Annotated in this window: 24 protein-coding genes; 23 read left to right on the top strand and 1 reads right to left on the bottom strand. The window is 70.1% G+C overall.

Features of this window, described 5'->3' with window-relative positions:
* The first annotated feature begins 4 nt into the window (after positions 1-4).
* The 12 genes from ACFYSH_RS29210 (at position 5) to nusB (ending at position 12,746) form a co-directional block, all read left to right on the top strand.
* Complete coding sequence (locus ACFYSH_RS29210) at positions 5-301, top strand: DUF6167 family protein (RefSeq protein WP_359475506.1); 297 nt, start codon at positions 5-7, stop codon at positions 299-301.
* Positions 301-2,970: an alanine--tRNA ligase gene (alaS, locus tag ACFYSH_RS29215; RefSeq protein ID WP_359475509.1), complete on the top strand. Its 2,670-nt coding sequence runs from the start codon at positions 301-303 to the stop codon at positions 2,968-2,970. The genes ACFYSH_RS29210 and alaS overlap by 1 nt, the downstream gene beginning before the upstream one ends.
* A gap of 8 nt (positions 2,971-2,978) precedes the next feature.
* Positions 2,979-3,452 carry a Holliday junction resolvase RuvX gene (gene ruvX / locus ACFYSH_RS29220; protein WP_388756473.1) on the top strand — a complete coding sequence of 158 codons (474 nt, stop codon included), beginning with the start codon at positions 2,979-2,981 and terminating at the stop codon, positions 3,450-3,452.
* Between the two features lie 100 nt (positions 3,453-3,552).
* Positions 3,553-5,346, top strand: coding sequence for an endolytic transglycosylase MltG (gene mltG, locus ACFYSH_RS29225; protein ID WP_359475514.1), 1,794 nt, complete (start codon positions 3,553-3,555; stop codon positions 5,344-5,346).
* Positions 5,343-6,179: a shikimate dehydrogenase gene (locus ACFYSH_RS29230; RefSeq protein WP_359475517.1), complete on the top strand. Its 837-nt coding sequence runs from the start codon at positions 5,343-5,345 to the stop codon at positions 6,177-6,179. Before mltG ends, ACFYSH_RS29230 begins: the two co-directional genes overlap by 4 nt.
* Before the next feature lie 148 nt (positions 6,180-6,327).
* Positions 6,328-7,512, top strand: coding sequence for a chorismate synthase (aroC, locus tag ACFYSH_RS29235; protein WP_359475520.1), 1,185 nt, complete (start codon positions 6,328-6,330; stop codon positions 7,510-7,512).
* A complete protein-coding gene (gene aroB / locus ACFYSH_RS29240) occupies positions 7,509-9,155 on the top strand; it encodes a 3-dehydroquinate synthase (RefSeq protein WP_359475523.1) in 1,647 nt (548 codons plus the stop codon). Before aroC ends, aroB begins: the two co-directional genes overlap by 4 nt.
* A complete protein-coding gene (gene aroQ, locus ACFYSH_RS29245) occupies positions 9,152-9,595 on the top strand; it encodes a type II 3-dehydroquinate dehydratase (protein ID WP_359475526.1) in 444 nt (147 codons plus the stop codon). Before aroB ends, aroQ begins: the two co-directional genes overlap by 4 nt.
* Before the next feature lie 107 nt (positions 9,596-9,702).
* Complete coding sequence (locus ACFYSH_RS29250; protein ID WP_388756372.1) at positions 9,703-10,497, top strand: Pro-rich N-terminal domain-containing protein; 795 nt, start codon at positions 9,703-9,705, stop codon at positions 10,495-10,497.
* A 69-nt stretch (positions 10,498-10,566) separates the two neighbouring features.
* Positions 10,567-11,673 carry a M24 family metallopeptidase gene (locus ACFYSH_RS29255; protein ID WP_388756375.1) on the top strand — a complete coding sequence of 369 codons (1,107 nt, stop codon included), beginning with the start codon at positions 10,567-10,569 and terminating at the stop codon, positions 11,671-11,673.
* A 72-nt stretch (positions 11,674-11,745) separates the two neighbouring features.
* Positions 11,746-12,312, top strand: a complete 567-nt coding sequence (gene efp / locus ACFYSH_RS29260; RefSeq protein WP_031097761.1) for an elongation factor P — start codon at positions 11,746-11,748, stop codon at positions 12,310-12,312.
* A gap of 2 nt (positions 12,313-12,314) precedes the next feature.
* On the top strand, positions 12,315-12,746 hold the full coding sequence (nusB, locus tag ACFYSH_RS29265) for a transcription antitermination factor NusB (RefSeq protein WP_031097763.1): 432 nt from the start codon (positions 12,315-12,317) through the stop codon (positions 12,744-12,746).
* A 164-nt stretch (positions 12,747-12,910) separates the two neighbouring features.
* Here nusB and bldD read toward each other — a convergent pair whose 3' ends face one another.
* Positions 12,911-13,411 (bottom strand): transcriptional regulator BldD, encoded by a 501-nt coding sequence (gene bldD, locus ACFYSH_RS29270; RefSeq protein WP_014157378.1) that lies wholly within the window; start codon positions 13,409-13,411, stop codon positions 12,911-12,913.
* Positions 13,412-13,632: 221 nt separating this feature from the next.
* Here bldD and pyrR point away from each other — a divergent pair, with 221 nt between their 5' ends.
* The 11 genes from pyrR (at position 13,633) to rpoZ (ending at position 25,240) form a co-directional block, all read left to right on the top strand.
* On the top strand, positions 13,633-14,217 hold the full coding sequence (gene pyrR / locus ACFYSH_RS29275; RefSeq protein WP_359475537.1) for a bifunctional pyr operon transcriptional regulator/uracil phosphoribosyltransferase PyrR: 585 nt from the start codon (positions 13,633-13,635) through the stop codon (positions 14,215-14,217).
* Between the two features lie 90 nt (positions 14,218-14,307).
* On the top strand, positions 14,308-15,324 hold the full coding sequence (locus ACFYSH_RS29280) for an aspartate carbamoyltransferase catalytic subunit (protein WP_359475543.1): 1,017 nt from the start codon (positions 14,308-14,310) through the stop codon (positions 15,322-15,324).
* A 2-nt stretch (positions 15,325-15,326) separates the two neighbouring features.
* Positions 15,327-16,613, top strand: coding sequence for a dihydroorotase (locus ACFYSH_RS29285; protein ID WP_359475546.1), 1,287 nt, complete (start codon positions 15,327-15,329; stop codon positions 16,611-16,613).
* A complete protein-coding gene (locus tag ACFYSH_RS29290) occupies positions 16,610-17,197 on the top strand; it encodes a hypothetical protein (RefSeq protein WP_359475549.1) in 588 nt (195 codons plus the stop codon). Before ACFYSH_RS29285 ends, ACFYSH_RS29290 begins: the two co-directional genes overlap by 4 nt.
* On the top strand, positions 17,194-18,336 hold the full coding sequence (gene carA, locus ACFYSH_RS29295; RefSeq protein WP_359475552.1) for a glutamine-hydrolyzing carbamoyl-phosphate synthase small subunit: 1,143 nt from the start codon (positions 17,194-17,196) through the stop codon (positions 18,334-18,336). Before ACFYSH_RS29290 ends, carA begins: the two co-directional genes overlap by 4 nt.
* Entirely contained in the window at positions 18,329-21,637 is a 3,309-nt protein-coding gene (carB, locus tag ACFYSH_RS29300) for a carbamoyl-phosphate synthase large subunit (protein WP_359475555.1), read from the top strand. Before carA ends, carB begins: the two co-directional genes overlap by 8 nt.
* A gap of 58 nt (positions 21,638-21,695) precedes the next feature.
* Positions 21,696-22,805 carry a quinone-dependent dihydroorotate dehydrogenase gene (locus tag ACFYSH_RS29305; protein ID WP_359475557.1) on the top strand — a complete coding sequence of 370 codons (1,110 nt, stop codon included), beginning with the start codon at positions 21,696-21,698 and terminating at the stop codon, positions 22,803-22,805.
* Complete coding sequence (gene pyrF / locus ACFYSH_RS29310; protein ID WP_359475560.1) at positions 22,802-23,641, top strand: orotidine-5'-phosphate decarboxylase; 840 nt, start codon at positions 22,802-22,804, stop codon at positions 23,639-23,641. Before ACFYSH_RS29305 ends, pyrF begins: the two co-directional genes overlap by 4 nt.
* 244 nt (positions 23,642-23,885) lie before the next feature.
* The gene (locus ACFYSH_RS29315; RefSeq protein WP_014157387.1) at positions 23,886-24,209 is read left to right on the top strand and encodes an integration host factor; all 324 of its coding nucleotides are present in this window, start codon (positions 23,886-23,888) and stop codon (positions 24,207-24,209) included.
* 38 nt (positions 24,210-24,247) lie between these two features.
* Positions 24,248-24,865: a guanylate kinase gene (gene gmk / locus ACFYSH_RS29320; protein ID WP_359475564.1), complete on the top strand. Its 618-nt coding sequence runs from the start codon at positions 24,248-24,250 to the stop codon at positions 24,863-24,865.
* 102 nt (positions 24,866-24,967) lie between these two features.
* Positions 24,968-25,240 (top strand): DNA-directed RNA polymerase subunit omega, encoded by a 273-nt coding sequence (gene rpoZ / locus ACFYSH_RS29325; protein WP_003970369.1) that lies wholly within the window; start codon positions 24,968-24,970, stop codon positions 25,238-25,240.
* Positions 25,241-25,385 lie beyond the last annotated feature (145 nt).

The following is a 25,385-nucleotide window of genomic DNA, read 5'->3' on the forward strand; positions in this document are numbered from 1 at the left end:
AGCGATGTTCCGCCGTACCTTCTGGTTCACCGCCGGCGCAGCCGCCGGCGTCTGGGCCACCACCAAGGTCAACCGCAAGATCCGGCAGCTGACCCCCGAGAGCCTCGCGGCGCAGGCCGCCGACAAGGCCATCGAGGCGGGTCACAAGCTGAAGGACTTCGCCCTCGACGTGCGTGAGGGCATGGTCAGGCGCGAGGCCGAACTGGGCGGGGCGCTCGGCATCGAGGCACCGGCCGACCCCGAACTCGTCCCCCACCGCACACTTCCCTCCCACTCGCACAACCGGAATGAGGACTACTGATGGAGTCGGCTGAAATTCGCCGCCGCTGGCTGAGCTTCTTCGAGGAGCGCGGTCACACCGTCGTGCCTTCGGCGTCGCTCATCGCGGACGACCCGACTCTGCTGCTGGTCCCCGCGGGCATGGTTCCCTTCAAGCCCTACTTCCTGGGCGAGGTCAAGCCGCCCGCCCCACGCGTCACCAGCGTGCAGAAGTGCGTGCGCACACCGGACATCGAAGAGGTCGGCAAGACCACCCGGCACGGCACGTTCTTCCAGATGTGCGGCAACTTCTCCTTCGGCGACTACTTCAAGGAAGGCGCGATCGAGTTCGCCTGGGCCGCCCTCACGAATTCCGTGGAGGACGGCGGCTTCGGCCTCGACCCCGAGCGTCTGTGGATCACGGTCTACCTCGACGACGACGAGGCGGAGCAGATCTGGCGCGAGAAGATCGGTGTCCCGGCCGAGCGGATCCAGCGCCTGGGCAAGAAGGACAACTTCTGGTCCATGGGCGTCCCCGGCCCCTGCGGCCCGTGCTCCGAGATCAACTACGACCGGGGCCCCGAGTTCGGCGTCGAGGGCGGCCCCGCCGTGAACGACGAGCGCTACGTGGAGATCTGGAACCTGGTCTTCATGCAGTACGAGCGCGGCGCCGGCGACGGCAAGGAGGACTTCCCGATCCTCGGCGACCTGCCGTCGCAGAACATCGACACCGGTCTCGGTCTCGAACGCCTCGCGATGATCCTGCAGGGCGTGCAGAACATGTACGAGACCGACACCCTGCGCGTCGTCATGGACAAGGCCACCGAGCTCACCGGTGTGCGCTACGGCGCCGAGCACGGCTCCGACGTCTCCCTCCGGGTCGTCGCCGACCACATCCGCACGTCGGTGATGCTCATCGGCGACGGCGTCACCCCGGGCAACGAGGGCCGCGGTTACGTCCTGCGCCGCATCATGCGCCGCGCCATCCGCAACATGCGGCTCATGGGCGCCACCGGCCCGGTCGTCCGTGAGCTCGTCGACGTCGTCGTCGACACCATGGGGCTGCAGTACCCGGAGCTGATCACCGACCGCAAGCGCATCGAGACCGTCGCCCTCGCCGAGGAGGCCGCCTTCCTCAAGGCGCTCAAGGGCGGCACGAACATCCTCGACACCGCCGTCACCGAGACCAAGGCCTCCGGTGGCAAGGTCCTGGCCGGGGACAAGGCGTTCCTGCTCCATGACACCTGGGGCTTCCCGATCGACCTCACGCTGGAGATGGCCGCCGAACAGGGCCTCTCGGTCGACGAGGACGGCTTCCGCCGTCTGATGAAGGAGCAGCGGGAGCGCGCCAAGGCCGACGCCAAGGCCAAGAAGACCGGTCACGCGGATCTGTCCGCCTACCGTGAGGTCGCCGACAACTCCGGCGTCACCGAGTTCACCGGCTACACCAGCAACGAGGGCGAGTCGAAGATCGTCGGCCTGCTCGTCGACGGTGTGCCCTCGCCCGCCGCCACCGAGGGCGACGAGGTCGAGGTCGTCCTCGACCGCACCCCCTTCTACGCCGAGGGCGGCGGCCAGCTCGCCGACCAGGGCCGGATCCGGCTCGACACCGGCGCCGTCATCCAGGTCCGGGACGTGCAGCAGCCCGTGCCGGGCGTCTCGGTCCACAAGGGCTCGGTCCAGGTCGGGGAGGTGACGGTCGGCGCCTCCGCCTACGCCGCCATCGACAACACCCGCCGCCGCGCCATCGCCCGCGCCCACAGCGCCACGCACCTCACGCACCAGGCGCTGCGCGACGCGCTCGGCCCGACGGCCGCCCAGGCCGGCTCGGAGAACTCGCCAGGCCGCTTCCGCTTCGACTTCGGCTCGCCCGCCGCCGTACCCGGCACGGTCCTCACCGACGTCGAGCAGAAGATCAACGAGGTCCTCTCGCGGGAGCTCGACGTCCAGGCCGAGGTCATGTCCATCGACGACGCCAAGAAGCAGGGCGCCATCGCGGAGTTCGGCGAGAAGTACGGCGAGCGGGTCCGAGTCGTCACCATCGGCGACTTCTCCAAGGAGCTGTGCGGCGGTACGCACGTGGGTAACACCGCCCAGCTTGGCCTGGTGAAGCTGCTCGGCGAGTCGTCCATCGGCTCCGGGGTGCGCCGTATCGAGGCCCTCGTCGGCGTCGACGCGTACAACTTCCTCGCCAAGGAGCACACGGTCGTCGCCCAGCTCCAGGAGCTGCTCAAGGGCCGCCCCGAGGAGCTCCCCGAGAAGATCTCCGGCATGCTCGGCAAGCTGAAGGACGCCGAGAAGGAGATCGAGAAGTTCCGCGCGGAGAAGGTCCTCCAGGCCGCCGCCGGTCTCGTGGAGTCGGCCAGGGACGTGCGGGGCGTGGCCCTGGTCACCGGGCAGGTGCCCGACGGCACCTCGGCCGACGACCTGCGCAAGCTGGTCCTCGACGTGCGTGGACGCATCCAGGGCGGCCGCCCGGCCGTCGTGGCCCTGTTCACCACGGCCAACGGTCGCCCGCTGACGGTCATCGCCACCAACGAGGCCGCCCGCGAGCGCGGTCTCAAGGCCGGCGACCTGGTGCGCACGGCCGCCAAGACCCTCGGTGGCGGTGGCGGCGGCAAGCCGGACGTCGCCCAGGGTGGCGGGCAGAACCCGGACGCCATCGGGGACGCCGTCGCCGCTGTCGAACGCCTCGTCACCGAGACGGCGTGACGCCGGACATGTCGCAGATGCGCCGTGGACGCCGACTCGCCGTCGACGTCGGGGACGCCCGTATCGGGGTCGCCTCGTGCGACCCCGACGGGATCCTCGCCACGCCGGTGGAGACCGTGCCGGGACGCGACGTCCCGGCCGCCCACCGGCGGCTCGGCCAGATCGTCGAGGAGTACGAGCCGATCGAGGTCATCGTCGGCCTGCCCCGCTCCCTGGGCGGCGGTGAGGGCCCGGCGGCGGCCAAGGTCCGCGCCTTCGCGCAGGTGTTCGCCCGGGCGATCGCGCCGATCCCCGTACGGCTGGTGGACGAGAGGATGACCACAGTGACGGCCACTCAGGGGCTGCGCGCTTCGGGCGTGAAGTCCAAGAAGGGCCGGTCTGTCATCGACCAGGCTGCCGCTGTGGTGATCCTTCAGAACGCTCTGGAGTCCGAACGGGCGTCAGGCACCGCACCCGGTGAGGGCGTCGAAGTGGCTGCCTGATCGCGATACGGTAACGTTCCGCGCGATGCGCCGGTGTTCGAACAGACACCGCACAGCAAAGCGAAGAGACGGAGCGTCGTCTCGCGGCTCAAGGGGATCGATGACTGAGTATGGCCGGGGCCCCGGCTCCGAACCGTGGCATCCCGAGGACCCCTTGTACGGGGACCAGGGATGGGGAGGCCACCAGGCCGCCCACGGCCAGGGCCAGTACGAAGGCCAGCAGCAGCCCCACGCGCAGGACCCCTATGCCCAGCAGGGCTACCAGCAGGACCCGTACGCGCAGCAGCACCCGCAGGAGCAGCAGTACCCGCAGCAGTACAGCGCGCCGCAGGAGCCGTACGCCCAGCAGCAGCCCCAGGACCCGTACGCGCAGCAGCCGCAGCAGCCCCAGGACCCGTACGCGCAGCAGCAGCCCCAGCAGCCCCAGGACCCGTACGCGCAGCAGCCGCAGCAGCCTCAGTACGACGGTGGCTGGGACACGGGGCAGCAGGCCGCGATGCCGTACGGGGTCCAGCAGCCCCAGTACGGCAACGAGCCCGGCGGCTACGGTGAACAGGCCGACTACTACGGCACCCCCGAGGCATACCCTCCGCCGCAGCCTCCGGGCCACCGGGAGCAGGCGCCCCAGCAGCAGGCCCAGGACTGGGACCCTGACGTGCCGCAGGAGGAGACGCATCCTTTCTTCACGGACGCGGACGAGCCGGCCGGCGGCCGTGAATCCCGTTCCGGCTCGGGCTCCGGCGGGGACGACGACTACGACGACCCGCGTGAGTCCCGCAGGGGCGGCGGCGAGCGCCGCGGCAAGGGCAAGAAGAAGAGCCGCAACGGCTGTGCGTGCCTGGGCGTGGCGGTGGTCCTGGTCGGCGGCCTCGGCGGGGTGGGCTACTTGGGCTACTCCTTCTTCCAGAGCCAGTTCGGCTCGGCGCCTGACTACGCGGGCGAGGGCACGGGCTCGGTCGAGGTGGAGATCCCCGAGGGTGCGCTGGGCAACGAGATCGCGAACATTCTGAAGAAGGCCGGCGTGGTGAAGTCCGTCGATGCCTTCGTCTCGGCGCAGAACGGGAATCCCAAGGGGGGCTCCCTCCAAGCCGGTGTCTATCTCCTGAAGAAGGAGATGTCCGCCGACAGCGCCATCGCGTTGATGCTGGATCCGAAGAGCCAGAACGCACTGGTCATTCCGGAGGGCACGAGCACCACCGGCATCTATGCGGCGATCGACAAAAGACTCAAGCTGAAGTCCGGAACCACGGCCGAGGTCGCGAAGACGAAGGCTGAAAGTCTTGGGCTGCCCGAATGGGCGGACGACGATCCCGAGATCAAGGACCCGCTGGAAGGGTTCCTCTTCCCGGCGGCGTACGCGGTCTCCGCAGGGTCGAAACCCGAGGACGCGCTGAAGAAGATGGTCACGCGGGCCAACAAGGAATACGGCAAGCTCGACCTCGAGGAAAACGCGAAGAAGCTGAAGCTGGACTCGCCGCTCGACCTTGTCACCGTGGCGAGCCTCGTCCAGAAAGAGGGCAAGTACAAGCACGACTTCGACAAGGTCGCGACGGTGGTCTACAACCGCCTCAAGCCGGACAACATGGAGACGGTCGGAAGGCTCGAATTCGACTCGACGATCAACTACATCCGCGATGAGAGCACGCTGGATGTGGGAGCCGTGGACGCTCTGCGGGAGATCGACGATCCGTACAACACGTACCGGATAAAGGGTCTCCCGGCCGGTCCGATCTCCAACCCGGGCGTGGACGCGCTGCACTCGGCGATCAGTCCGGCGTCCGGCCCCTGGTACTACTTCGTGTCCGTGACCGAGGACAAGACGCTGTTCGCGGTGACGAACGAGGAACACGAGCGTAACCGGGACGAATACGAAGAGAACCAGGCAAAACAGTGAGCATCCCCCGCAGGGCCGCGGTGCTCGGCTCACCCATCGCCCACTCCCTCTCCCCGGTCCTCCACCGGGCCGCCTACGCGGAGCTCGGCCTCGACCACTGGTCGTACGAGCGCTTCGAGGTGGACGAGGCGGCGCTCCCCGGTTTCGTCGAGAAGCTGGACGCCTCGTGGGCGGGCCTCTCCCTGACGATGCCGCTCAAGAGGGCGATCATCCCGCTGCTGGACGGCATCAGCGACACGGCGGCGTCGGTGGAGGCCGTCAACACGGTCGTCCTCACCCAGGACGGCCGACGGGTCGGCGACAACACCGACATCCCCGGCATGGTCGCGGCCCTGCGCGAACGCGGCGTCGAGAAGGTCGAGTCCGCCGCGGTCCTGGGGGCGGGAGCCACGGCGTCCTCCGCGCTGGCGGCCCTCGCCGAGATCTGTACCGGGCCGGTCACGGTTCACGTGCGCAGCGCTGCACGGGCCGACGAGATGCGCTGTTGGGGCGAGCGCCTCGGTGTCGACGTCAGGACCGCGGACTGGGAGGCGGCCGGCGAGGCCCTGCACGCCCCCCTGGTGATCGCCACCACACCGGCCGGCACCACCGACGCGCTGGCGGACGCCGTCCCCACGGCGCCCGGCACCCTGTTCGACGTGCTGTACGAGCCCTGGCCGACCGCCCTGGCCTCGCACTGGTCGTCGGCAGGGGGGACCGTTGTCGGGGGCCTCGACCTCCTCGTCCACCAAGCGGTTCTCCAGGTCGAGCAGATGACAGGACGGAGCCCCGCCCCGGCCGGGGTCATGAGGGTGGCCGGCGAGCAGGCCCTGGCGGCGCGGGAGAGCCGGTAGGTCCGTTCGAGGACGGGCGGTGAAGCGTCCGTCTGCTGGACCGGCGGCAGGCCCGCTCTCCTGATCGTGGGAGGATCGGGGGTGGCGGGCCAGGGCCGCGCACCCGGTCGCGCCGTCGCAGTTACAGGCGCGAGCATGAGGAGCACCGTTGAGCAGGTTGCGCTGGCTGACCGCCGGAGAGTCGCACGGCCCCGCACTGGTGGCGACGCTGGAGGGTCTTCCCGCCGGCATCCCCGTCACCACGGAGATGGTGGCGGACGCGCTCGCCAGGCGACGACTCGGTTACGGGCGCGGCGCCCGGATGAAGTTCGAGAGGGACGAGGTCACCTTCCTCGGCGGCGTCCGGCACGGCCTGACCATGGGCTCGCCCGTCGCCGTCATGGTGGGCAACACCGAGTGGCCCAAGTGGGAGCAGGTCATGTCGGCCGACCCGGTCGACCCCGAGGTGCTGGCCGCGCAGGCCCGTAACGCCCCGCTGACCCGTCCCCGTCCTGGCCACGCCGACCTGGCCGGCATGCAGAAGTACGGCTTCGACGAGGCCCGGCCCGTCCTGGAGCGCGCCAGCGCCCGGGAGACCGCGGCCCGTGTCGCCCTCGGGGCCGTCGCCCGCTCCTACCTCAAGGAGACCGCGGGCATCGAGATCGTCTCCCACGTCGTCGAGCTGGCCGCGGCCAAGGCGCCCTACGGCGTCCACCCCAAGCCCTCCGACGTCGAGCGGCTCGACGCCGACCCCGTGCGCTGCCTGGACGCCGACGCGTCGAAGGCGATGGTCGCGGAGATCGACCAGGCCCACAAGGATGGCGACACCCTCGGCGGGGTCGTCGAGGTGCTCGCGTACGGAGTCCCCGTCGGGCTCGGTTCGCACGTGCACTGGGACCGCAGGCTCGACGCCCGGCTCGCCGCCGCGCTCATGGGCATCCAGGCCATCAAGGGCGTCGAGGTCGGCGACGGCTTCGACCTCGCCCGGGTCCCGGGCTCCCAGGCGCACGACGAGATCGTGGCCACCGAGGACGGGATCAGGCGCGCCTCCGGCCGCTCCGGCGGCACCGAGGGTGGCCTGACCACGGGTGAGCTGCTGCGGGTCCGCGCCGCGATGAAGCCGATCGCCACCGTGCCCCGCGCGCTCGCCACCGTCGACGTCGTCACAGGCGAGGCGGCCAAGGCCCACCACCAGCGCTCCGACGTGTGCGCCGTGCCGGCCGCCGGGATCGTCGCCGAGGCGATGGTCGCCCTGGTCCTGGCCGACGCGGTGGCGGAGAAGTTCGGCGGCGACAGTGTCGCCGAGACCCACCGCAACGTGCAGTCCTACCTCTCGCACCTCCAGATCCGGTGAGCGGCCCGCTGATCGTCCTGGTCGGCCCGATGGGGGTCGGCAAGTCCACGGTGGGCGGGCTGCTCGCCGACCGTCTGGGCAGCACCTACCGCGACACCGACGCGGACGTCGTGGCCACGGCCGGCAAGTCGATCCCCGACATCTTCTTCGACGAGGGGGAGGAGCGCTTCCGCGCACTGGAGCGTCAGGCGGTCCTGGACGCGGTCGACGGGCACACAGGAGTGCTCGCCCTCGGCGGCGGCGCGGTGCTCGACGCGGAGACCCGCGCCCTGCTCGCCGGCCGCCCGGTCGTCTATCTCTCCATGGACGTCGACGAGGCCGTCCGGAGGGTCGGGCTGAACACGGCCCGCCCTCTGCTCGCGGTCAACCCGCGACGGCAGTGGCGCGAACTCATGGACGCCCGGCGGCCTCTCTACGAAGAGGTGGCCGCCGTCACCGTCGCCACGGACGCACGCACCCCCGAAGAAGTCGCCCAGGCGATCATCGAGGCACTGGAACTTCCGGAACGTGCAGGCGGGCCCGTACCGTCCGACCAGGAGAACACACGCATGACCGAACAGGGCACCACGCGCATCCAGATCGCCGGCACGGCAGGCACCGACCCGTACGAGGTGCTCGTCGGCCGCCAGCTCCTCGGCGAGCTGCCCAACCTCATCGGTGACCGGGCCAAGCGGGTCGCCGTGCTGCACCCCGAGGCGCTCGCCGAGACGGGCGAGGCGGTCCGCGAGGACCTCGCCGCCCAGGGCTACGAGGCCATCGCGATCCAGTTGCCCAACGCGGAGGAGGCCAAGACCGTCGAGGTCGCCGCCTACTGCTGGAAGGCGCTCGGCCAGACCGGCTTCACCCGCACCGACGTCATCGTCGGCGTCGGCGGCGGGGCCACCACCGACGTCGCGGGCTTCGTCGCCGCGTCGTGGCTGCGCGGGGTGCGCTGGATCGCCGTACCCACGACCGTGCTCGCCATGGTCGACGCGGCGGTCGGCGGCAAGACCGGCATCAACACCGCCGAGGGCAAGAACCTCGTGGGAGCCTTCCACCCGCCGGCCGGAGTGCTCTGCGACCTCGCCGCTCTGGACTCGCTGCCGGTCAACGACTACGTCTCCGGCATGGCCGAGATCATCAAGGCCGGCTTCATCGCCGACCCGGTGATCCTGGACCTCGTCGAGGCCGACCCCCAGGGCGCCCGTACGCCCGCCGGGCCGCACACCGCCGAGCTGATCGAGCGTTCCATCCGGGTCAAGGCCGAGGTCGTCTCCAGCGACCTCAAGGAGTCCGGCCTGCGGGAGATCCTCAACTACGGCCACACGCTGGCCCACGCCATCGAGAAGAACGAGCGCTACAAGTGGCGCCACGGCGCGGCCGTCTCGGTCGGCATGGTGTTCGCCGCCGAGCTGGGGCGGCTCGCCGGACGCCTCGACGACGCCACCGCCGACCGGCACCGCGCCGTCCTGGAGTCCGTGGGGCTGCCGCTCACCTACCGCGGCGACCAGTGGCCCAAGCTGCTGGAGAACATGAAGGTCGACAAGAAGTCCCGCGGCGACCTGCTGCGCTTCATCGTGCTGGACGGCATCGGCAAGCCCACCGTGCTGGAGGGGCCTGACCCGGCCGTCCTGCTCGCCGCCTACGGGGAGGTCTCCGCATGACGACCCGCCGGGTCCTCGTGCTCAACGGCCCGAATCTCGGACGTCTCGGCTCCCGTGAGCCCGACGTCTACGGTGCGACGTCCTACGCCGGGCTCGTCGACACCTGCCGGGCCCTCGGCAAGGAACTCGGGTTCGAGGTCGACGTCCGGGAGACCAACGACGAGGGCGAGCTGATCCGCTGGCTCCACGAGGCGGCGGACGGTTCGATTCCGGTCGTTCTCAACCCCGGTGCCTTCACGCACTATTCGTACGGAATGCGCGATGCGGCAGCCCAGCGCACCGCCCCGCTCATCGAGGTGCACATCTCGAATCCGTACGCACGGGAGGAATTCCGCCACACCTCGGTGGTCGCGCCCGTGGCCACCGGCACCGTGGCAGGGTTCGGTATCGGCTCCTACCGGCTCGCCCTGCGCGCCCTGGCCGACGAACTGACGGACTGACACCGGGCACTTCGTACCTCCCCCGCCCGTTCACAGCGTGGCGGCCGGGGGAGGTACGGTTGCCGTCGACCAGCGCCAGTTGCCTGTACGAGACGGAGTGGCACCGGATGCAGCACGCAGTGGGGGCACCGCTGCCGCCGCCCCAGGGACCCGGGGACGGGCCGTGGACGCACCAGGCCCAGCACCCAGGCCGACCCGGCCAGGCCGGGCCGCCGCCTCCTCCCATGGCGCCTGCGGCCCAGCACGCCCCGGTCCCGCCCTCCCGGGAGACCACCGGGCACATCCAGCTGCCGCCGGGCGGCCCTGTCCCGCTGCCCGCGCCGCCCGCGGAGGCGGGCACCGGGGCCGCGACCCTGGCCGTGCTCCTGATCGGCCCCGCGGGCGCCGGCAAGACCACGGTCGCCAAGCTCTGGGCGGCCCGCCGCCGGGTTCCCACCGCACACGTGTCCCTGGACGACGTCCGCGAATGGGTGTGCTCCGGCTTCGCCGACCCGCAGGCCGGATGGAACGACCACTCCGAGGCGCAGTACCGGCTGGCCCGGCGCACCTGCGGCTTCGCCGCCCGCAATTTCCTGGCCAACGGCATCTCCTGCATCCTCGACGACGCCGTCTTCCCGGACCGGCCGGTCGTCGGCCTCGGCGGATGGAAGCGCCATGTGGGCCCCGGCCTGCTCCCCGTGGTCCTCCTGCCCGGCCTGGAGGTCGTCCTGGAGCGCAATGCGGCCCGCAGTGGGAACCGCAGGCTCTCCGACGAGGAAGTCGCCAGGATCCACGGCCGCATGGCCGGCTGGTACGGCTCCGGTCTGCCGATCATCGACAACTCCACCTACGACGTGGAGACGACGGCACGGGTCCTCGACGACGTCCTGGCCCGCTCCATAGCCAGCCCGCCGGCCTGGTGACGACCGCCCGGCGCCCGGTCGGGTGCGCTGACCGGGCGAGGCCGGACCGGCGCTCGTAGGCTCGGGAACATGTCAGAGGTGTACGCCGTCCGACGCGGGCTGCTGCGTGACCGGTACGCCGCCGCCGGATCCGCGGCCGCCCTGGTCTCCCGCCCCGCCAACGTCCGCTATCTCGCGGGTGGAGTCCCTCCGGGCTCCGTGCTGCTGCTCGGCCCCGGCGAGGACGTCCTGCTCTGCCCCCGCGCCCCGACCGGAGCCCCCGCCCACGGGCGCCCCGACGAGCAGCTGCGGCTGACCGTCCTTCCCGAGGCCGACGGCGACCCGGTGGTCGCGGCGGCCGACCTCGCCGGCGGCCTGCACGCCGATTCCCTCGCGGTCGAAGAACACGATCTGACCGTCTCCCGCCACCGTGCCATGAGTTCCGCGGCTCCCCGCCTGCGCCTGAACGATCTCGGCGGCACGGTGGAGCAGCTGCGCCTGGTGAAGGACGAGGAGGAGATCGCCTGTCTGCGGATCGCCGCGGAGATCACCGACCAGGCGCTCGGCGAACTCCTCGAATCCATCCTGGTGGGGCGCACCGAACGCCATCTGGCCCTGGAGCTAGAGCGCCGGCTGGTGGACCACGGCGCCGACGGCCCGGCCTTCGCCACCTCCGTCGGGACGGGCCCCCACTCGGGTCTCGGCCGTCATCGGCCCACCGACCGCAGGGTCGAGGAAGGCGATTTCCTTTCCGTCTGCCTGGGCGCGAACTACCGCGGGTACCGCTGCGAGATCGGCCGGACGTTCGTCATCGGAACCAGCCCCGCGGACTGGCAGATCGAGCTCTACGACCTTGTCTTCGCCGCTCAGCGGGCCGGGCGGGAGGCTCTGGTGCCCGGCGCCGCCTGCCGTGACGTGGACCACGCGGCCCGTCATCTCCTGGACTCGGCGGGCCACTCGGACGGCCTCCATCCCAGCACCGGGCACGGGGTCGGACTCGAAATCGACGAGGACCCGCAGTTGGCACCGACGGCCATGGGTAAACTGGACGCTTGCGTGCCGGTCACCGTCGAACCGGGGGTCCACCTCCCGGGCCGGGGCGGTGTCCGGATCGATGACACGCTCGTCGTGCGCCCCGAGGCGGACGGCGGACCCGAGCTACTCACCATTACGACCAAGGAGCTGCTCGCGCTCTAGGGAACTCCTCGCGGAGACTCCGGCGCGCATCCTTGGCCGTCCACCAGCTTCAGTCCAGGAGATTCCGCAACCGTGGCTTCCACGAACGACCTCAAGAACGGCCTGGTGCTCAAGCTCGACGGAGGCCAGCTCTGGTCCGTCGTCGAGTTCCAGCACGTCAAGCCCGGCAAGGGCCCCGCCTTCGTGCGCACCAAGCTCAAGAACGTGCTCTCCGGCAAGGTCGTCGACAAGACGTTCAACGCCGGCGTGAAGGTCGAGACGGCCACCATTGACCGCCGCGACATGCAGTTCTCGTACATGGACGGCGAGTACTTCGTCTTCATGGACATGAACACGTACGACCAGCTCATGGTCGACCGCAAGGCCGTCGGCGACGCCGCCAACTTCCTGATCGAGGGCTTCACCGCCTCCGTCGCGCAGCACGAGGGCGAGGTGCTCTACGTCGAGCTGCCCGCCGCGGTCGAGCTGACCATCCAGCACACCGACCCGGGTGTCCAGGGTGACCGCTCCACCGGTGGATCCAAGCCCGCCACCCTGGAGACCGGTTACGAGATCGGTGTCCCGCTCTTCATCACGACCGGTGAGAAGATCAAGGTCGACACCCGTACGGGCGACTACCTCGGCCGGGTGAACAGCTAACCGTGGCTGCCCGGAACAAGGCCCGCAAGCGCGCCTTCCAGATCCTTTTCGAGGCCGACCAGCGCGGTGAGTCCGTGCAGACGGTCCTCGCGGACTGGGTGCGGCTGTCGCGGACCGACGACCGTCAGCCGCCGGTCGGTGAGTTCACGATGGAGCTGGTCGAGGGGTACGCGCAGTACGCGGACCGGATCGACGACCTCATCGTCACCTACGCCGTGGACTGGGAGATCGACCGCATGCCGGTCGTCGACCGGAGCATCCTGCGGCTCGGTGCCTACGAATTGATCTGGATGGACTCCACCCCGGACGCCGTGGTGATCGACGAGGCGGTCCAGCTCGCCAAGGAGTTCTCCACGGATGACTCCCCGGCCTTCGTGAACGGCCTGCTGGCCCGGTTCAAGGACCTCAAGCCGAATCTCCGCCGGGAGCAGTAGTCCCCGGCGGCGTCGAGCCGAACGAAGAGCCCGCGGTCGCGTGCGACCGCGGGCTCTTCGGCGTACCGCCCCGGTGGTCCCGGGGCGTCGGCACATGAGAACGCCGGCCCGGCGGGATCCTCAGGACCCCGCCGACCCGGCGGTACGGTGTGTGGCGGTGCTGGTCAGCCCTCGTCGTGGGCCACCGCGCGACGCGCGTCGGCGTCCAGTACACCCCAGCTGATCAGCTGCTCCGTGAGCACGGACGGCGACTGGTCGTAGATCACGGCCAGGGTACGCAGATCGTCCTGGCGGATGGAGAGGACCTTGCCGTTGTAGTCGCCGCGCTGGCTCTGGATGGTCGCGGCGTAACGCTGGAGCGGCCCGGCCTTCTCCGGCGGCACGTGGGCGAGGCGCTCCAGGTCGAGGACCAGCTTCGGCGGCGGCTCGGCGGCACCGCCGGGGGTCGTGCCGGGCAGGAGCTCCTGCACCGGAACGCCGTAGAAGTCGGCCAGCTCGGCAAGGCGCTGCACGGTCACGGCGCGGTCGCCGCGCTCGTAGGAACCGACCACGACGGCCTTCCAGCGGCCCTGGGACTTCTCCTCCACGCCGTGGAGGGAGAGGCCCTGCTGGGTGCGGATGGCGCGGAGCTTGGCCCCGAGCTGCTTTGCGTATTCGCTGGACATAAGGCTCCCCGGACGCTGGAACATTCTGCGGCTGGGCCGCGTGGCTGGTAACTCACTGTGAGGTTACGCAGCGTTACTTGGCTGCGTCAAGCCGAAAGGTCCGGACTGCCTCCCACCGGGGGTGCGGACAGGACCTCGGGCAAGCCCTGGTAACGTGGATGACGCAATTTCGACGTCCTTTAACGTCCGTCCTGTGAGGCGGAGAAGGAGGTCCGTTTCTTATGGACGCACAGCACGACCACACCGGCAATGCGGCACGCCCCGTTCTCGAGGCTCCCGACATCGCCCGGGTACTGACCCGAATCGCCCACGAGATCGTCGAACGCGCCAAGGGCGCCGACGACGTGGTGCTGCTCGGCATCCCGACGCGAGGAGTCTTCCTCGCCGACAGGCTCGCCGGAAAGCTCGAAGAGATCACCGGTCGCAAGACGCCGGTCGGGTCACTCGACATCACCATGTACCGCGACGACCTGCGGATGCGCCCCGCGCGTGCCCTCGCACGCACCGACATCCCCGGTGAGGGCATCGAGGACCGGCTCGTCGTGCTCGTCGACGACGTGCTCTTCTCCGGCCGCACGATCCGCGCCGCGCTCGACGCGCTCGGCGACATCGGCCGGCCCCGTGCCGTGCAGCTCGCGGTCCTCGTCGACCGCGGCCACCGGGAACTCCCGATCCGTGCCGACTACGTCGGCAAGAACCTCCCCACGTCGCTGCGGGAGACGGTCAAGGTCCAGCTCGCCGAGGAGGACGGCCGCGACGCCGTGCTGCTCGGCGTCAAGCAGACCGTCCCGGCAGGCGAGCAGTAGCCGAGTCCCGTCCCGTGCGCCCCATGGGCCGCACGGCTGCTTCCGCACGCCCGCCTGCCTGATCCCTCCACCCTTCCCGGAGATCCTCAGATGCTGCGCCCTCCCGGGGCCGACCCCCGGACCCACCGCCACCTCATCTCGGCCGCAGACCTCACCCGCGACGACGCCGTCCTGATCCTCGACACCGCCGAGGAGATGGCCAGGGTCGCGGACCGGCCGATCAAGAAGCTTCCCACTCTGCGTGGACGAACGGTCGTGAACCTTTTCTTCGAGGACTCGACCCGGACCCGGATCTCGTTCGAGGCCGCAGCCAAGCGCCTCTCCGCCGACGTCATCAACTTCTCCGCGAAGGGCTCGTCCGTCTCCAAGGGCGAATCGCTCAAGGACACCGCCCTGACCCTGGAGGCCATGGGGGCCGACGCGGTCGTCATCCGGCACGGCGCCTCCGGTGCCCCGTACCGCCTCGCGACCTCGGGCTGGATCGACAGCGCGGTCGTCAACGCGGGTGACGGCACGCACGAGCACCCCACCCAGGCCCTGCTGGACGCGTTCACCATGCGCCGCAGGCTGGTCGGACCCGACGCCGGTGTCGGCCGCGACCTCGAAGGCCGCCGGATCACGATCGTCGGCGACATCCTGCACAGCCGCGTGGCCCGCTCCAACGTCCACCTGCTGCACACACTCGGTGCGCACGTCACCCTGGTGGCCCCGCCCACCCTCGTGCCGGTCGGCGTCGAGCAGTGGCCCTGCGACGTCAGCTACCGTCTCGACGACGTCCTGCCGACGTCGGACGCCGTCATGATGCTGCGGGTGCAGCGCGAGCGCATGAACGCCGCCTACTTCCCGACCGAGCGGGAGTACTCCCGCCGCTACGGCCTGGACGGCGAACGCATGGCGAAGATGCCGGAGCACGCCATCGTGATGCACCCCGGCCCGATGGTCCGCGGCATGGAGATCACGGCCCAGGTCGCCGACTCCGACCGCTGCACCGCCGTCGAACAGGTCGCCAACGGCGTCTCCACCCGCATGGCCGTCCTGTACCTGCTGCTCGGCGGTTACGAGACCGCTCTGCCCTCCGCCTCCGCCCGTACCGAGGAGAACAAGTAACCATGAGCAAGATCCTGATCCGCGGTGCGAAGGTCCTCGGCGGCGAGCCCGGCGACGTCCTCATCGACGGCGAGAGCATCGTCGGGACCGGCACCGGCATCGAGGCCGGCGACGCCATTGTGATCGAGGCGGCCGGCCAGATCCTGCTGCCCGGCCTCGTCGACCTGCACACCCACCTGCGCGAGCCCGGCCGTGAGGACTCCGAGACCGTCCTCACCGGCACCAAGGCGGCGGCGGTCGGCGGCTTCACCGCGGTCCACGCCATGGCCAACACCTTCCCCGTCGCCGACACCGCCGGTGTCGTCGAGCAGGTCTGGCGGCTCGGCAAGGAGTCCGGCTACTGCGACGTACAGCCCGTCGGCGCCGTCACCGTCGGCCTCGAGGGCAAGCAGCTCGCCGAGCTCGGCGCCATGCACGACTCCGCCGCCGGGGTGAAGGTCTTCTCCGACGACGGCAAGTGCGTCGACGACGCCGTGATCATGCGCCGCGCCCTGGAGTACGTGAAGGCCTTCGACGGCGTCGTCGCCCAGCACGCCCAGGAACCCCGCCTCACCGAGGGCGCCCAGATGAACGAGGGCGTCGTCTCGGCCGAGCTCGGACTCGGCGGCTGGCCCGCCGTCGCCGAGGAGTCGATCATCGCCCGTGACGTCCTCCTCGCCGCCCACGTCGGCTCCCGGGTGCACATCTGCCACCTCTCGACCGCCGGCTCCGTGGAGATCGTCCGCTGGGCCAAGTCCAAGGGCTGGAACGTCACCGCCGAGGTCACCCCCCACCACCTGCTGCTCACCGACGAACTCGTACGGACCTACAACCCGGTCTACAAGGTGAACCCGCCGCTGCGCACCGAGACCGACGTCATGGCCCTGCGTGAGGCCCTCGCCGACGGCACCATCGACTGCGTCGCCACCGACCACGCGCCGCACCCGCACGAGGACAAGGACTGCGAGTGGGCCGCCGCCGCCATGGGCATGGTGGGCCTGGAGACCGCGCTCTCCGTGGTGCAGCAGACCATGGTGGACACAGGCCTCCTCGACTGGGCGGGCGTCGCCGACCGCATGTCGTTCCGCCCCGCGGCCATCGGCAGGCTCGACGGACACGGCCGGCCCGTCTCGGCGGGTGAGCCCGCCAACCTCACTCTGGTCGATCCGGCATACCGTGGAGCAGTGGACCCCGCGGGCTTCGCCTCCCGCAGCCGCAACACTCCGTACGAGGGTCGTGAGCTGCCCGGCCGAGTGACCCACACCTTCCTGCGGGGCCGTGCCACGGTCGTCGACGGGAAGCTCGCGTGACAACAATCCACCCCGATTTTCAGCTGTACCGACTGGCCGCCGAGCAGAAGTCGGCCGAAGTGACGGACTGGTCCGCCCGCATCAGCTGGGTCCTCGGACTGATCGTCTTCATCGCCTTCGTCTACTGGCTGATGCGCCAGGGATGGAAATGGCGAGGGAGCCTGCAGTCCGGGCTGCCCGAGCTCGCGACCACCCCCGAGGGGTTCGCGGAGGGCGAGACACTGCTCACACTGACCGGCCGCTACCACGCCTCGACGACCGCCGGGCAATGGCTCGACCGGATCGTCGCGCACGGCCTCGGCACCCGCAGCCGGGTCGAGCTGACACTCACGGAACAGGGCCTGGACGTCGTACGCCCCGGGGCAGCCGACTTCTTCGTACCGGCCGCCGCGCTGCGCGAGGCCAGGCTCGACAAGGCGCTCGCCGGCAAGGTCCTGCCCGAGGGCGGCCTGCTGGTCATCACCTGGGCGCACGGCGACCGGCTGATCGACTCGGGTTTCCGCTCCGACCACGCGGCCGAGCACCAGGCCTGGGTCGACGCCGTCAACCACCTCACCAGCACTACGGAAGGCACCGCACGATGACGATCTCCACCCGGGGAGCCGGAAAAGCTCCCGCCGTACTCGTCCTGGAGGACGGCCGCTCCTTCCGCGGCCGCGCCTACGGGGCCGTGGGGGAGACCTTCGGCGAGGCGGTGTTCTCGACCGGCATGACCGGCTACCAGGAAACGCTGACCGACCCCTCGTACCACCGCCAGGTCGTCGTCATGACCGCCCCGCACATCGGTAACACCGGCGTGAACGACGAGGACGCCGAGTCCAAGCGGATCTGGGTCTCCGGCTACGTCGTGCGCGACCCCGCCCGGACCCCCTCCAGCTGGCGCTCGCGGCGCACGCTGGACGAGGAACTCGCCTCCCAGGGCGTCGTCGGCATCAGCGGCATCGACACCCGTGCGCTGACCCGCCACCTGCGTGAGCGCGGCGCGATGCGCGTCGGCATCTTCTCGGGGAACGCCGTCCAGGACGAGGGCATACTGCTCGCCAAGGTGCGCCAGGCACCCGAGATGAGCGGCGCGGACCTCTCCGCCGAGGTCGCCACCAAGGAGACGTACGTCGTCCCCGCGATCGGCACCAAGAAGTACACCGTCGCCGCGATCGACCTCGGCATCAAGGGCATGACCCCGCACCGCATGGCCGAGCGCGGCATCGAGGTGCACGTCCTGCCCGCCACCGCCGGCCTCGACGAGGTGTACGCGGTGAAGCCCGACGGGGTGTTCTTCTCCAACGGCCCCGGCGACCCGTCCACCGCCGACCACCCGGTCGCCCTCATGCAGGGCGTACTGGAGCGGAAGACCCCGCTCTTCGGCATCTGCTTCGGCAACCAGATCCTGGGCCGCGCCCTCGGCTTCGGCACCTACAAGCTGAAGTACGGCCACCGTGGCATCAACCAGCCCGTGCAGGACCGCACCACCGGCAAGGTCGAGGTCACCGCGCACAACCACGGCTTCGCCGTCGACGCGCCCCTGGACAAGGTCTCCGACACGGAGTTCGGCCGCGCCGAGGTCTCCCACGTCTGCCTGAACGACCAGGTCGTCGAAGGCCTGCAGCTCCTGGACCGGCCGGCCTTCAGCGTCCAGTACCACCCCGAAGCAGCCGCCGGCCCGCACGACGCCGCGTACCTCTTCGACCGCTTCGTATCCCTGATGGAGGACCAGCGTGCCTAAGCGCTCCGATATCCAGTCCGTCCTGGTCATCGGCTCCGGTCCGATCGTCATCGGCCAGGCCGCCGAGTTCGACTACTCCGGCACCCAGGCCTGCCGCGTACTCAAGGCCGAGGGCCTGCGCGTCATCCTGGTGAACTCCAACCCGGCGACGATCATGACCGACCCGGAGATCGCCGACGCCACGTACGTCGAGCCGATCACCCCCGAGTTCGTCGAGAAGATCATCGCCAAGGAGCGCCCCGACGCGCTGCTCCCGACCCTGGGCGGCCAGACCGCGCTCAACACCGCGATCTCCATGCACGACAACGGCGTGCTGGAGAAGTACGGTGTCGAGCTCATCGGCGCCAATGTCGAGGCCATCAACAAGGGCGAGGACCGCGACCTCTTCAAGGGCGTCGTCGAGGCCGTCAAGGCCAAGATCGGCTACGGCGAGTCCGCCCGCTCCGTCATCTGCCACACCATGGACGACGTCATCGCGGGCGTCGACACGCTCGGCGGCTACCCCGTCGTCGTCCGCCCCTCCTTCACCATGGGCGGCGCCGGCTCCGGCTTCGCGCACGACGAGGAGGAGCTGCGCCGCATCGCCGGACAGGGCCTCACGCTCTCGCCGACCACCGAGGTGCTCCTGGAGGAGTCCATCCTCGGCTGGAAGGAGTACGAGCTGGAGCTGATGCGCGACAAGAACGACAACGTCGTGGTCGTGTGCTCCATCGAGAACTTCGACCCGATGGGTGTCCACACCGGTGACTCCATCACGGTCGCCCCGGCGATGACGCTCACCGACCGTGAGTACCAGCGGCTGCGTGACATCGGCATCGCGATCATCCGCGAGGTGGGTGTGGACACCGGCGGCTGCAACATCCAGTTCGCGATCGACCCGGCCGACGGCCGGATCATCGTCATCGAGATGAACCCGCGCGTCTCCCGCTCCTCGGCGCTCGCCTCGAAGGCCACCGGCTTCCCGATCGCCAAGATCGCCGCCAAGCTGGCCGTCGGCTACACGCTCGACGAGATCCCCAACGACATCACGGAGAAGACGCCGGCCTCCTTCGAGCCGACCCTCGACTACGTCGTCGTCAAGGCCCCCCGCTTCGCCTTCGAGAAGTTCCCCTCCGCCGACTCGACCCTCACCACCACCATGAAGTCGGTGGGCGAGGCCATGGCGATCGGCCGCAACTTCACCGAGGCCCTGCAGAAGGCCCTGCGCTCCCTGGAGAAGAAGGGCTCGCAGTTCGCCTTCACCGGCGAGACCGGTGACAAGGCCGAGCTGCTCGCCGAAGCGGTCCGCCCCACGGACGGCCGCATCAACACCGTCATGCAGGCGATCCGCGCCGGCGCCACCCAGGAAGAGGTCTTCGACGCCACGAAGATCGACCCCTGGTTCGTCGACCAGCTCTTCCTGATCAAGGAGATCGCCGACGAGCTGGCCGCCACCGAGCGCCTCGACCTCGACCTGCTCGCCGAGGCCAAGCGGCACGGCTTCTCCGACGCCCAGATCGGCGAGATCCGCGGCCTGCGCGAGGACGTCGTGCGCGAGGTCCGGCACGCGCTGGGCATCCGCCCGGTCTACAAGACGGTCGACACCTGCGCCGCCGAGTTCGCCGCGAAGACGCCGTACTTCTACTCCAGTTACGACGAGGAGAGCGAGGTCGCGCCGCGCACCAAGCCTGCGGTGATCATCCTCGGCTCCGGTCCGAACCGCATCGGCCAGGGCATCGAGTTCGACTACTCCTGCGTCCACGCCTCCTTCGCCCTGAGCGACGCCGGCTACGAGACCGTGATGGTCAACTGCAACCCGGAGACCGTCTCCACGGACTACGACACCTCCGACCGGCTGTACTTCGAGCCGCTCACGCTCGAGGACGTCCTGGAGATCGTCCACGCCGAGTCGCTGGCCGGCCCGATCGCCGGCGTCGTCGTCCAGCTCGGCGGCCAGACCCCGCTCGGCCTCGCGCAGGCCCTGAAGGACAACGGCGTGCCGGTCGTGGGAACCTCCCCCGAGGCCATCCACGCCGCCGAGGACCGCGGCGCCTTCGGCCGCGTGCTCGCCGAGGCCGGTCTGCCGGCCCCCAAGCACGGCACCGCCACCACCTTCGCCGAGGCCAAGGCCATCGCCGACGAGATCGGCTACCCCGTCCTCGTGCGCCCGTCGTACGTGCTCGGCGGCCGCGGCATGGAGATCGTCTACGACGAGACACGGCTCTCCTCGTACATCTCCGAGTCCACCGAGATCAGCCCCACCCGGCCGGTCCTGGTCGACCGCTTCCTCGACGACGCGATCGAGATCGACGTCGACGCGCTCTACGACGGCACCGAGCTCTACCTCGGCGGCGTCATGGAGCACATCGAGGAGGCCGGCATCCACTCCGGCGACTCCGCCTGCGCGCTGCCCCCGATCACCCTGGGCGGCTTCGACATCAAGCGCCTGCGGGCCTCCACCGAGGGCATCGCCAAGGGCGTCGGTGTACGCGGACTGATCAACATCCAGTTCGCGCTCTCCGGCGACATCCTCTACGTCCTCGAAGCCAACCCGCGCGCCTCGCGGACCGTCCCCTTCACCTCGAAGGCGACCGCGGTCCCCCTCGCGAAGGCCGCCGCCCGCATCTCACTGGGCGCGACCGTCGCGGAGCTGCGCGCGGAAGGCCTGCTGCCGAAGCACGGCGACGGCGGCACCCTGCCGCTGGACGCGCCGATCTCCGTCAAGGAAGCCGTCATGCCGTGGTCGCGCTTCCGCGACATCCGCGGCCGTGGCGTCGACACGGTCCTCGGCCCGGAGATGCGCTCCACTGGTGAAGTCATGGGCATCGACTCGGTGTTCGGCACGGCCTACGCCAAGTCGCAGGCCGGCGCCTACGGTCCGCTGCCCACCAAGGGCCGTGCGTTCATCTCCGTCGCCAACCGCGACAAGCGCTCGATGATCTTCCCGGCGCGCGAGCTCGTCGCGCACGGGTTCGAGCTGATGGCCACGTCCGGCACCGCCGAGGTCCTCAAGCGGAACGGCATCAACGCCACCGTCGTGCGCAAGCAGTCGGAGGGCGAGGGCCCGAACGGCGAGAAGACCATCGTGCAGCTGATCCACGACGGCGAGGTCGACCTCATCGTCAACACCCCGTACGGAACGGGCGGCCGGCTCGACGGCTACGAGATCCGCACCGCGGCCGTCGCCCGGTCCGTGCCGTGCCTCACCACCGTCCAGGCGCTCGCCGCCGCCGTCCAGGGCATCGACGCGCTCAACCACGGTGGCGTCGGCGTACGTTCCCTCCAGGAACACGCGGAACATCTGACCGCGGCCCGCGACTAGGAAGCGCCCACAGGGGGACACCGGAAACGGTGTCCCCCTCTTCATGAGGACACCCGAGATGTACAAACTCTTCTTCCAGCTGGTCTTCAAGCGGATGGACCCCGAGCAGGCCCACCACCTGGCCTTCCGCTGGATCCGCCTCGCCGCACGGACTCCCGTGCTGCGCACCTTCGTGGCCGCCGCGCTCGCACCCCGCTTCGAGGAACTGCGCACCGAGGCGCTCGGCCTGAGGATGCACGGCCCCTTCGGGCTCGCCGCGGGCTTCGACAAGAACGCCGTCGCGATCGACGGCATGTCGATGCTCGGCTTCGACCACATCGAGATCGGCACGGTCACCGGGGAGCCGCAGCCCGGCAACCCGAAGAAGCGGCTGTTCCGCCTCGTCGCCGACCGGGCGCTGATCAACCGCATGGGCTTCAACAACGAGGGCTCCGCGGCCGTGGCCGAGCGCCTCGCCGCCCGCACCCCGGTCTTCCGCACGACCGTCGGCGTCAACATCGGCAAGACCAAGGTCGTCCCCGAGGCCGATGCCGTGGGCGACTACGTGAAGTCCACGGAGCGGCTCGCAGCACATGCCGACTACCTCGTCGTGAACGTCTCCTCCCCGAACACCCCGGGCCTGCGCAACCTCCAGGCCACCGAGGCGCTGCGCCCGCTGCTCACCGCGGTCCGCGAGGCCGCCGACCGGACCGTCACCGACCGGCGTGTCCCGCTGCTCGTCAAGATCGCACCGGACCTCGCCGACGAGGACGTCGACGCGGTCGCCGACCTCGCCGTCGAGCTGGGTCTGGACGGCATCATCGCCACCAACACCACCATCGCCCGCGACAGCCTCGGCCTGAAGTCCGCGGCGTCCCTGGTGGAGGAGACCGGCGGACTCTCCGGCGCCCCCCTCAAGGAGCGCTCCCTGGAGGTCCTGAGCCGCCTGTACGCCCGTGTGGGGCCCCGGATCACCCTGGTGGGCGTCGGGGGTATCGAGAACGCCGAGGACGCCTGGCAGCGCATCCTGGCCGGTGCCACGCTCGTCCAGGGCTACAGCGCCTTCATCTACGAAGGCCCGTTCTACGCCCGCGCGGTCCACAAGGGCCTGGCCGCGCGCCTCGCCGCATCTCCGTACGCCACCCTCGCCGAAGCCGTCGGCGCCGAGACACGGAAGGCCATGCAGTGACCCTCGAACCCTTCGGCGCACGCCTGCGCCACGCCATGGACACCCGTGGGCCGCTCTGCGTCGGCATCGATCCGCACGCCTCCCTGCTCACCTCCTGGGGCCTGAACGACGACATCGCGGGCCTCGAGCGCTTCACGCGTACGGTCGTCGAGGCGCTGGCCGACCGGGTCGCGGTGCTCAAACCGCAGTCCGCGTTCTTCGAGCGCTTCGGTTCGCGCGGTGTCGCCGTCCTGGAGAAGGCCGTCGAAGAGGCCCGCGCGGCGGGGGCCCTCGTGCTCATGGACGCCAAGCGCGGAGACATCGGCTCCACGATGGGCGCCTACGCGGCGACCTACCTCGACCAGGACTCGCCGCTGTTCTCCGACGCGGTCACCGTCTCGCCGTACCTCGGTTTCGGCTCGCTGCGTCCGGCGCTCGACGCGGCCGCGGTCTCCGGCGCGGGTGTCTTCGTGCTCGCGCTCACCTCCAACCCGGAGGGCGCGGAGGTCCAGCGCGCGACCGCGGCGGACGGGCGCTCGCTGGCCCAGCTGATGCTGGACCACATGGCGGCCGAGAACGCGGGCGCGACGCCCCTGGGGTCCGTCGGCGCCGTGGTCGGTGCCACGCTCGGGGACGCCGGTGCGGATCTGTCGATCAACGGACCGTTGCTCGCTCCCGGCATCGGGGCCCAGGGCGCCACCCCCGCGGATCTGCCCCGCGTCTTCGGTGCCGCGGTGGGCAACGTGGTGCCGAGCGTGAGCCGGGGTGTGCTGCGTCACGGTCCGGGCGCGTCAGGGCTGCGCGAAGCCGCCGGACGGTTCGCGGACGAGATCCGTACGGCCGTCTCGGAAGGCTGACCATGCCACGTGACAGCCTGTTGACGGAATCTTGAGCAAAATTCTTGGTGGTTATGGCTGAAATGTCCGGGTCGACGGAGGCTGACCAGGACTTTTCGTCTGTTCTCGCTGACTCAGGCGGCCTTGGCCGCTAGTCTCCGTCGAGGGCCAACGAGCACAGGTTGTTCGTTGCTCACCAGGTGTGGAACCACCAGGTTCCGCGCCGGTCCGTATCCGACAGATCGACATCCGAGGTGACGTAGGCGTGGCTCTTCCGCCCCTTACCCCTGAACAGCGCGCAGCCGCGCTCGAAAAGGCCGCCGCGGCTCGCCGGGAGCGGGCCGAGGTCAAGAATCGACTCAAGCACTCCGGCGCCTCGCTCCATGAGGTCATCAAGCAGGGCCAGGAGAACGACGTCATCGGTAAGATGAAGGTCTCCGCTCTCCTGGAGTCCCTGCCGGGCGTGGGCAAGGTCCGCGCCAAGCAGATCATGGAGAGGCTGGGCATCTCCGAGAGCCGCCGGGTCCGGGGTCTCGGCTCCAACCAGATCGCATCTCTGGAGCGTGAGTTCGGCGGCAGCGCCGCCTGACGTTCTCAGGCACCCCTGAGAACCTGGATAATCGCCCCATGGCTGCAACATCCCGGGGGACGTCCCCCGTACCCCCGGACGCACGTCCGCGGCTGACCGTGCTCTCCGGCCCCTCAGGGGTCGGCAAGAGCACGGTCGTCGCTCATATGCGCAAGGTTCACCCCGAGGTATGGCTCTCGGTGTCCGCCACGACCCGTAAGCCCCGCCCCGGCGAGCGCGACGGTGTCCACTACTTCTTCGTGGAGGACGAGGAGTTCGACAAGCTGGTCGCCAACGGCGAGCTGCTGGAGTGGGCCGAATTCGCCGGCAACCGCTACGGCACGCCCCGCCGGGCCGTGCTCGACCGCCTGGAGGCGGGTGAGCCGGTGCTGCTGGAGATCGACCTGCAGGGTGCCCGGCTGGTCCGGCAGTCGATGCCCGAGGCACAGCTCGTCTTCCTCGCGCCGCCCAGCTGGGACGAGCTGGTGCGCCGGCTCACCGGCCGCGGGACGGAGGCGCCCGACGTGATCGAGCGCCGCCTCACGGCCGCGAAGGTCGAGCTGGCCGCCGAAGCCGAGTTCGACACGACGCTCGTCAACACCTCCGTCGAGGACGTGGCACGCGAGCTGCTAACGTTGATGCTGCAGGCTTCCGGCCTCCGCGGTACCGGCGACTGACCTCACCGGTCCTCACCACCACCGCGGACGCAGAGCATCACCACTGCGGAACCAGCATGATCAAAGATCTCTTTGATCTCTATCCCCTTCGGAAGGCAGAGAGTGTCCTCTTCCATCACCACGCCCGAGGGCATCATCAACCCCCCGATTGATGAGCTCCTCGAGGCCACCGACTCGAAGTACAGCCTTGTGATCTACGCCGCCAAGCGGGCGCGCCAGATCAACGCGTACTACTCGCAGCTCGGTGAAGGCCTCCTCGAGTACGTCGGTCCGCTCGTGGACACGCACGTGCACGAGAAGCCGCTCTCGATCGCGCTCCGCGAGATCAACGCGGGCCTGCTGACCTCCGAGGCCATCGAGGGCCCCGCGCAGTAGGCGGACGGCAGGAAAGCACCTTCACCACAGGCCCGGCGGACGGTATCCGCCGGGCCTGTGGTGTGTCCCGTCCCGGGCCCGGCGGAGCGCGTAGCGGGCGGTGAGGCAGCATGGAGCGCGTACGTCATGAGGCCGCACGTGAGTG

This window comes from Streptomyces sp. NPDC005791, assembly GCF_042871485.1.
Taxonomy (GTDB): domain Bacteria; phylum Actinomycetota; class Actinomycetes; order Streptomycetales; family Streptomycetaceae; genus Streptomyces.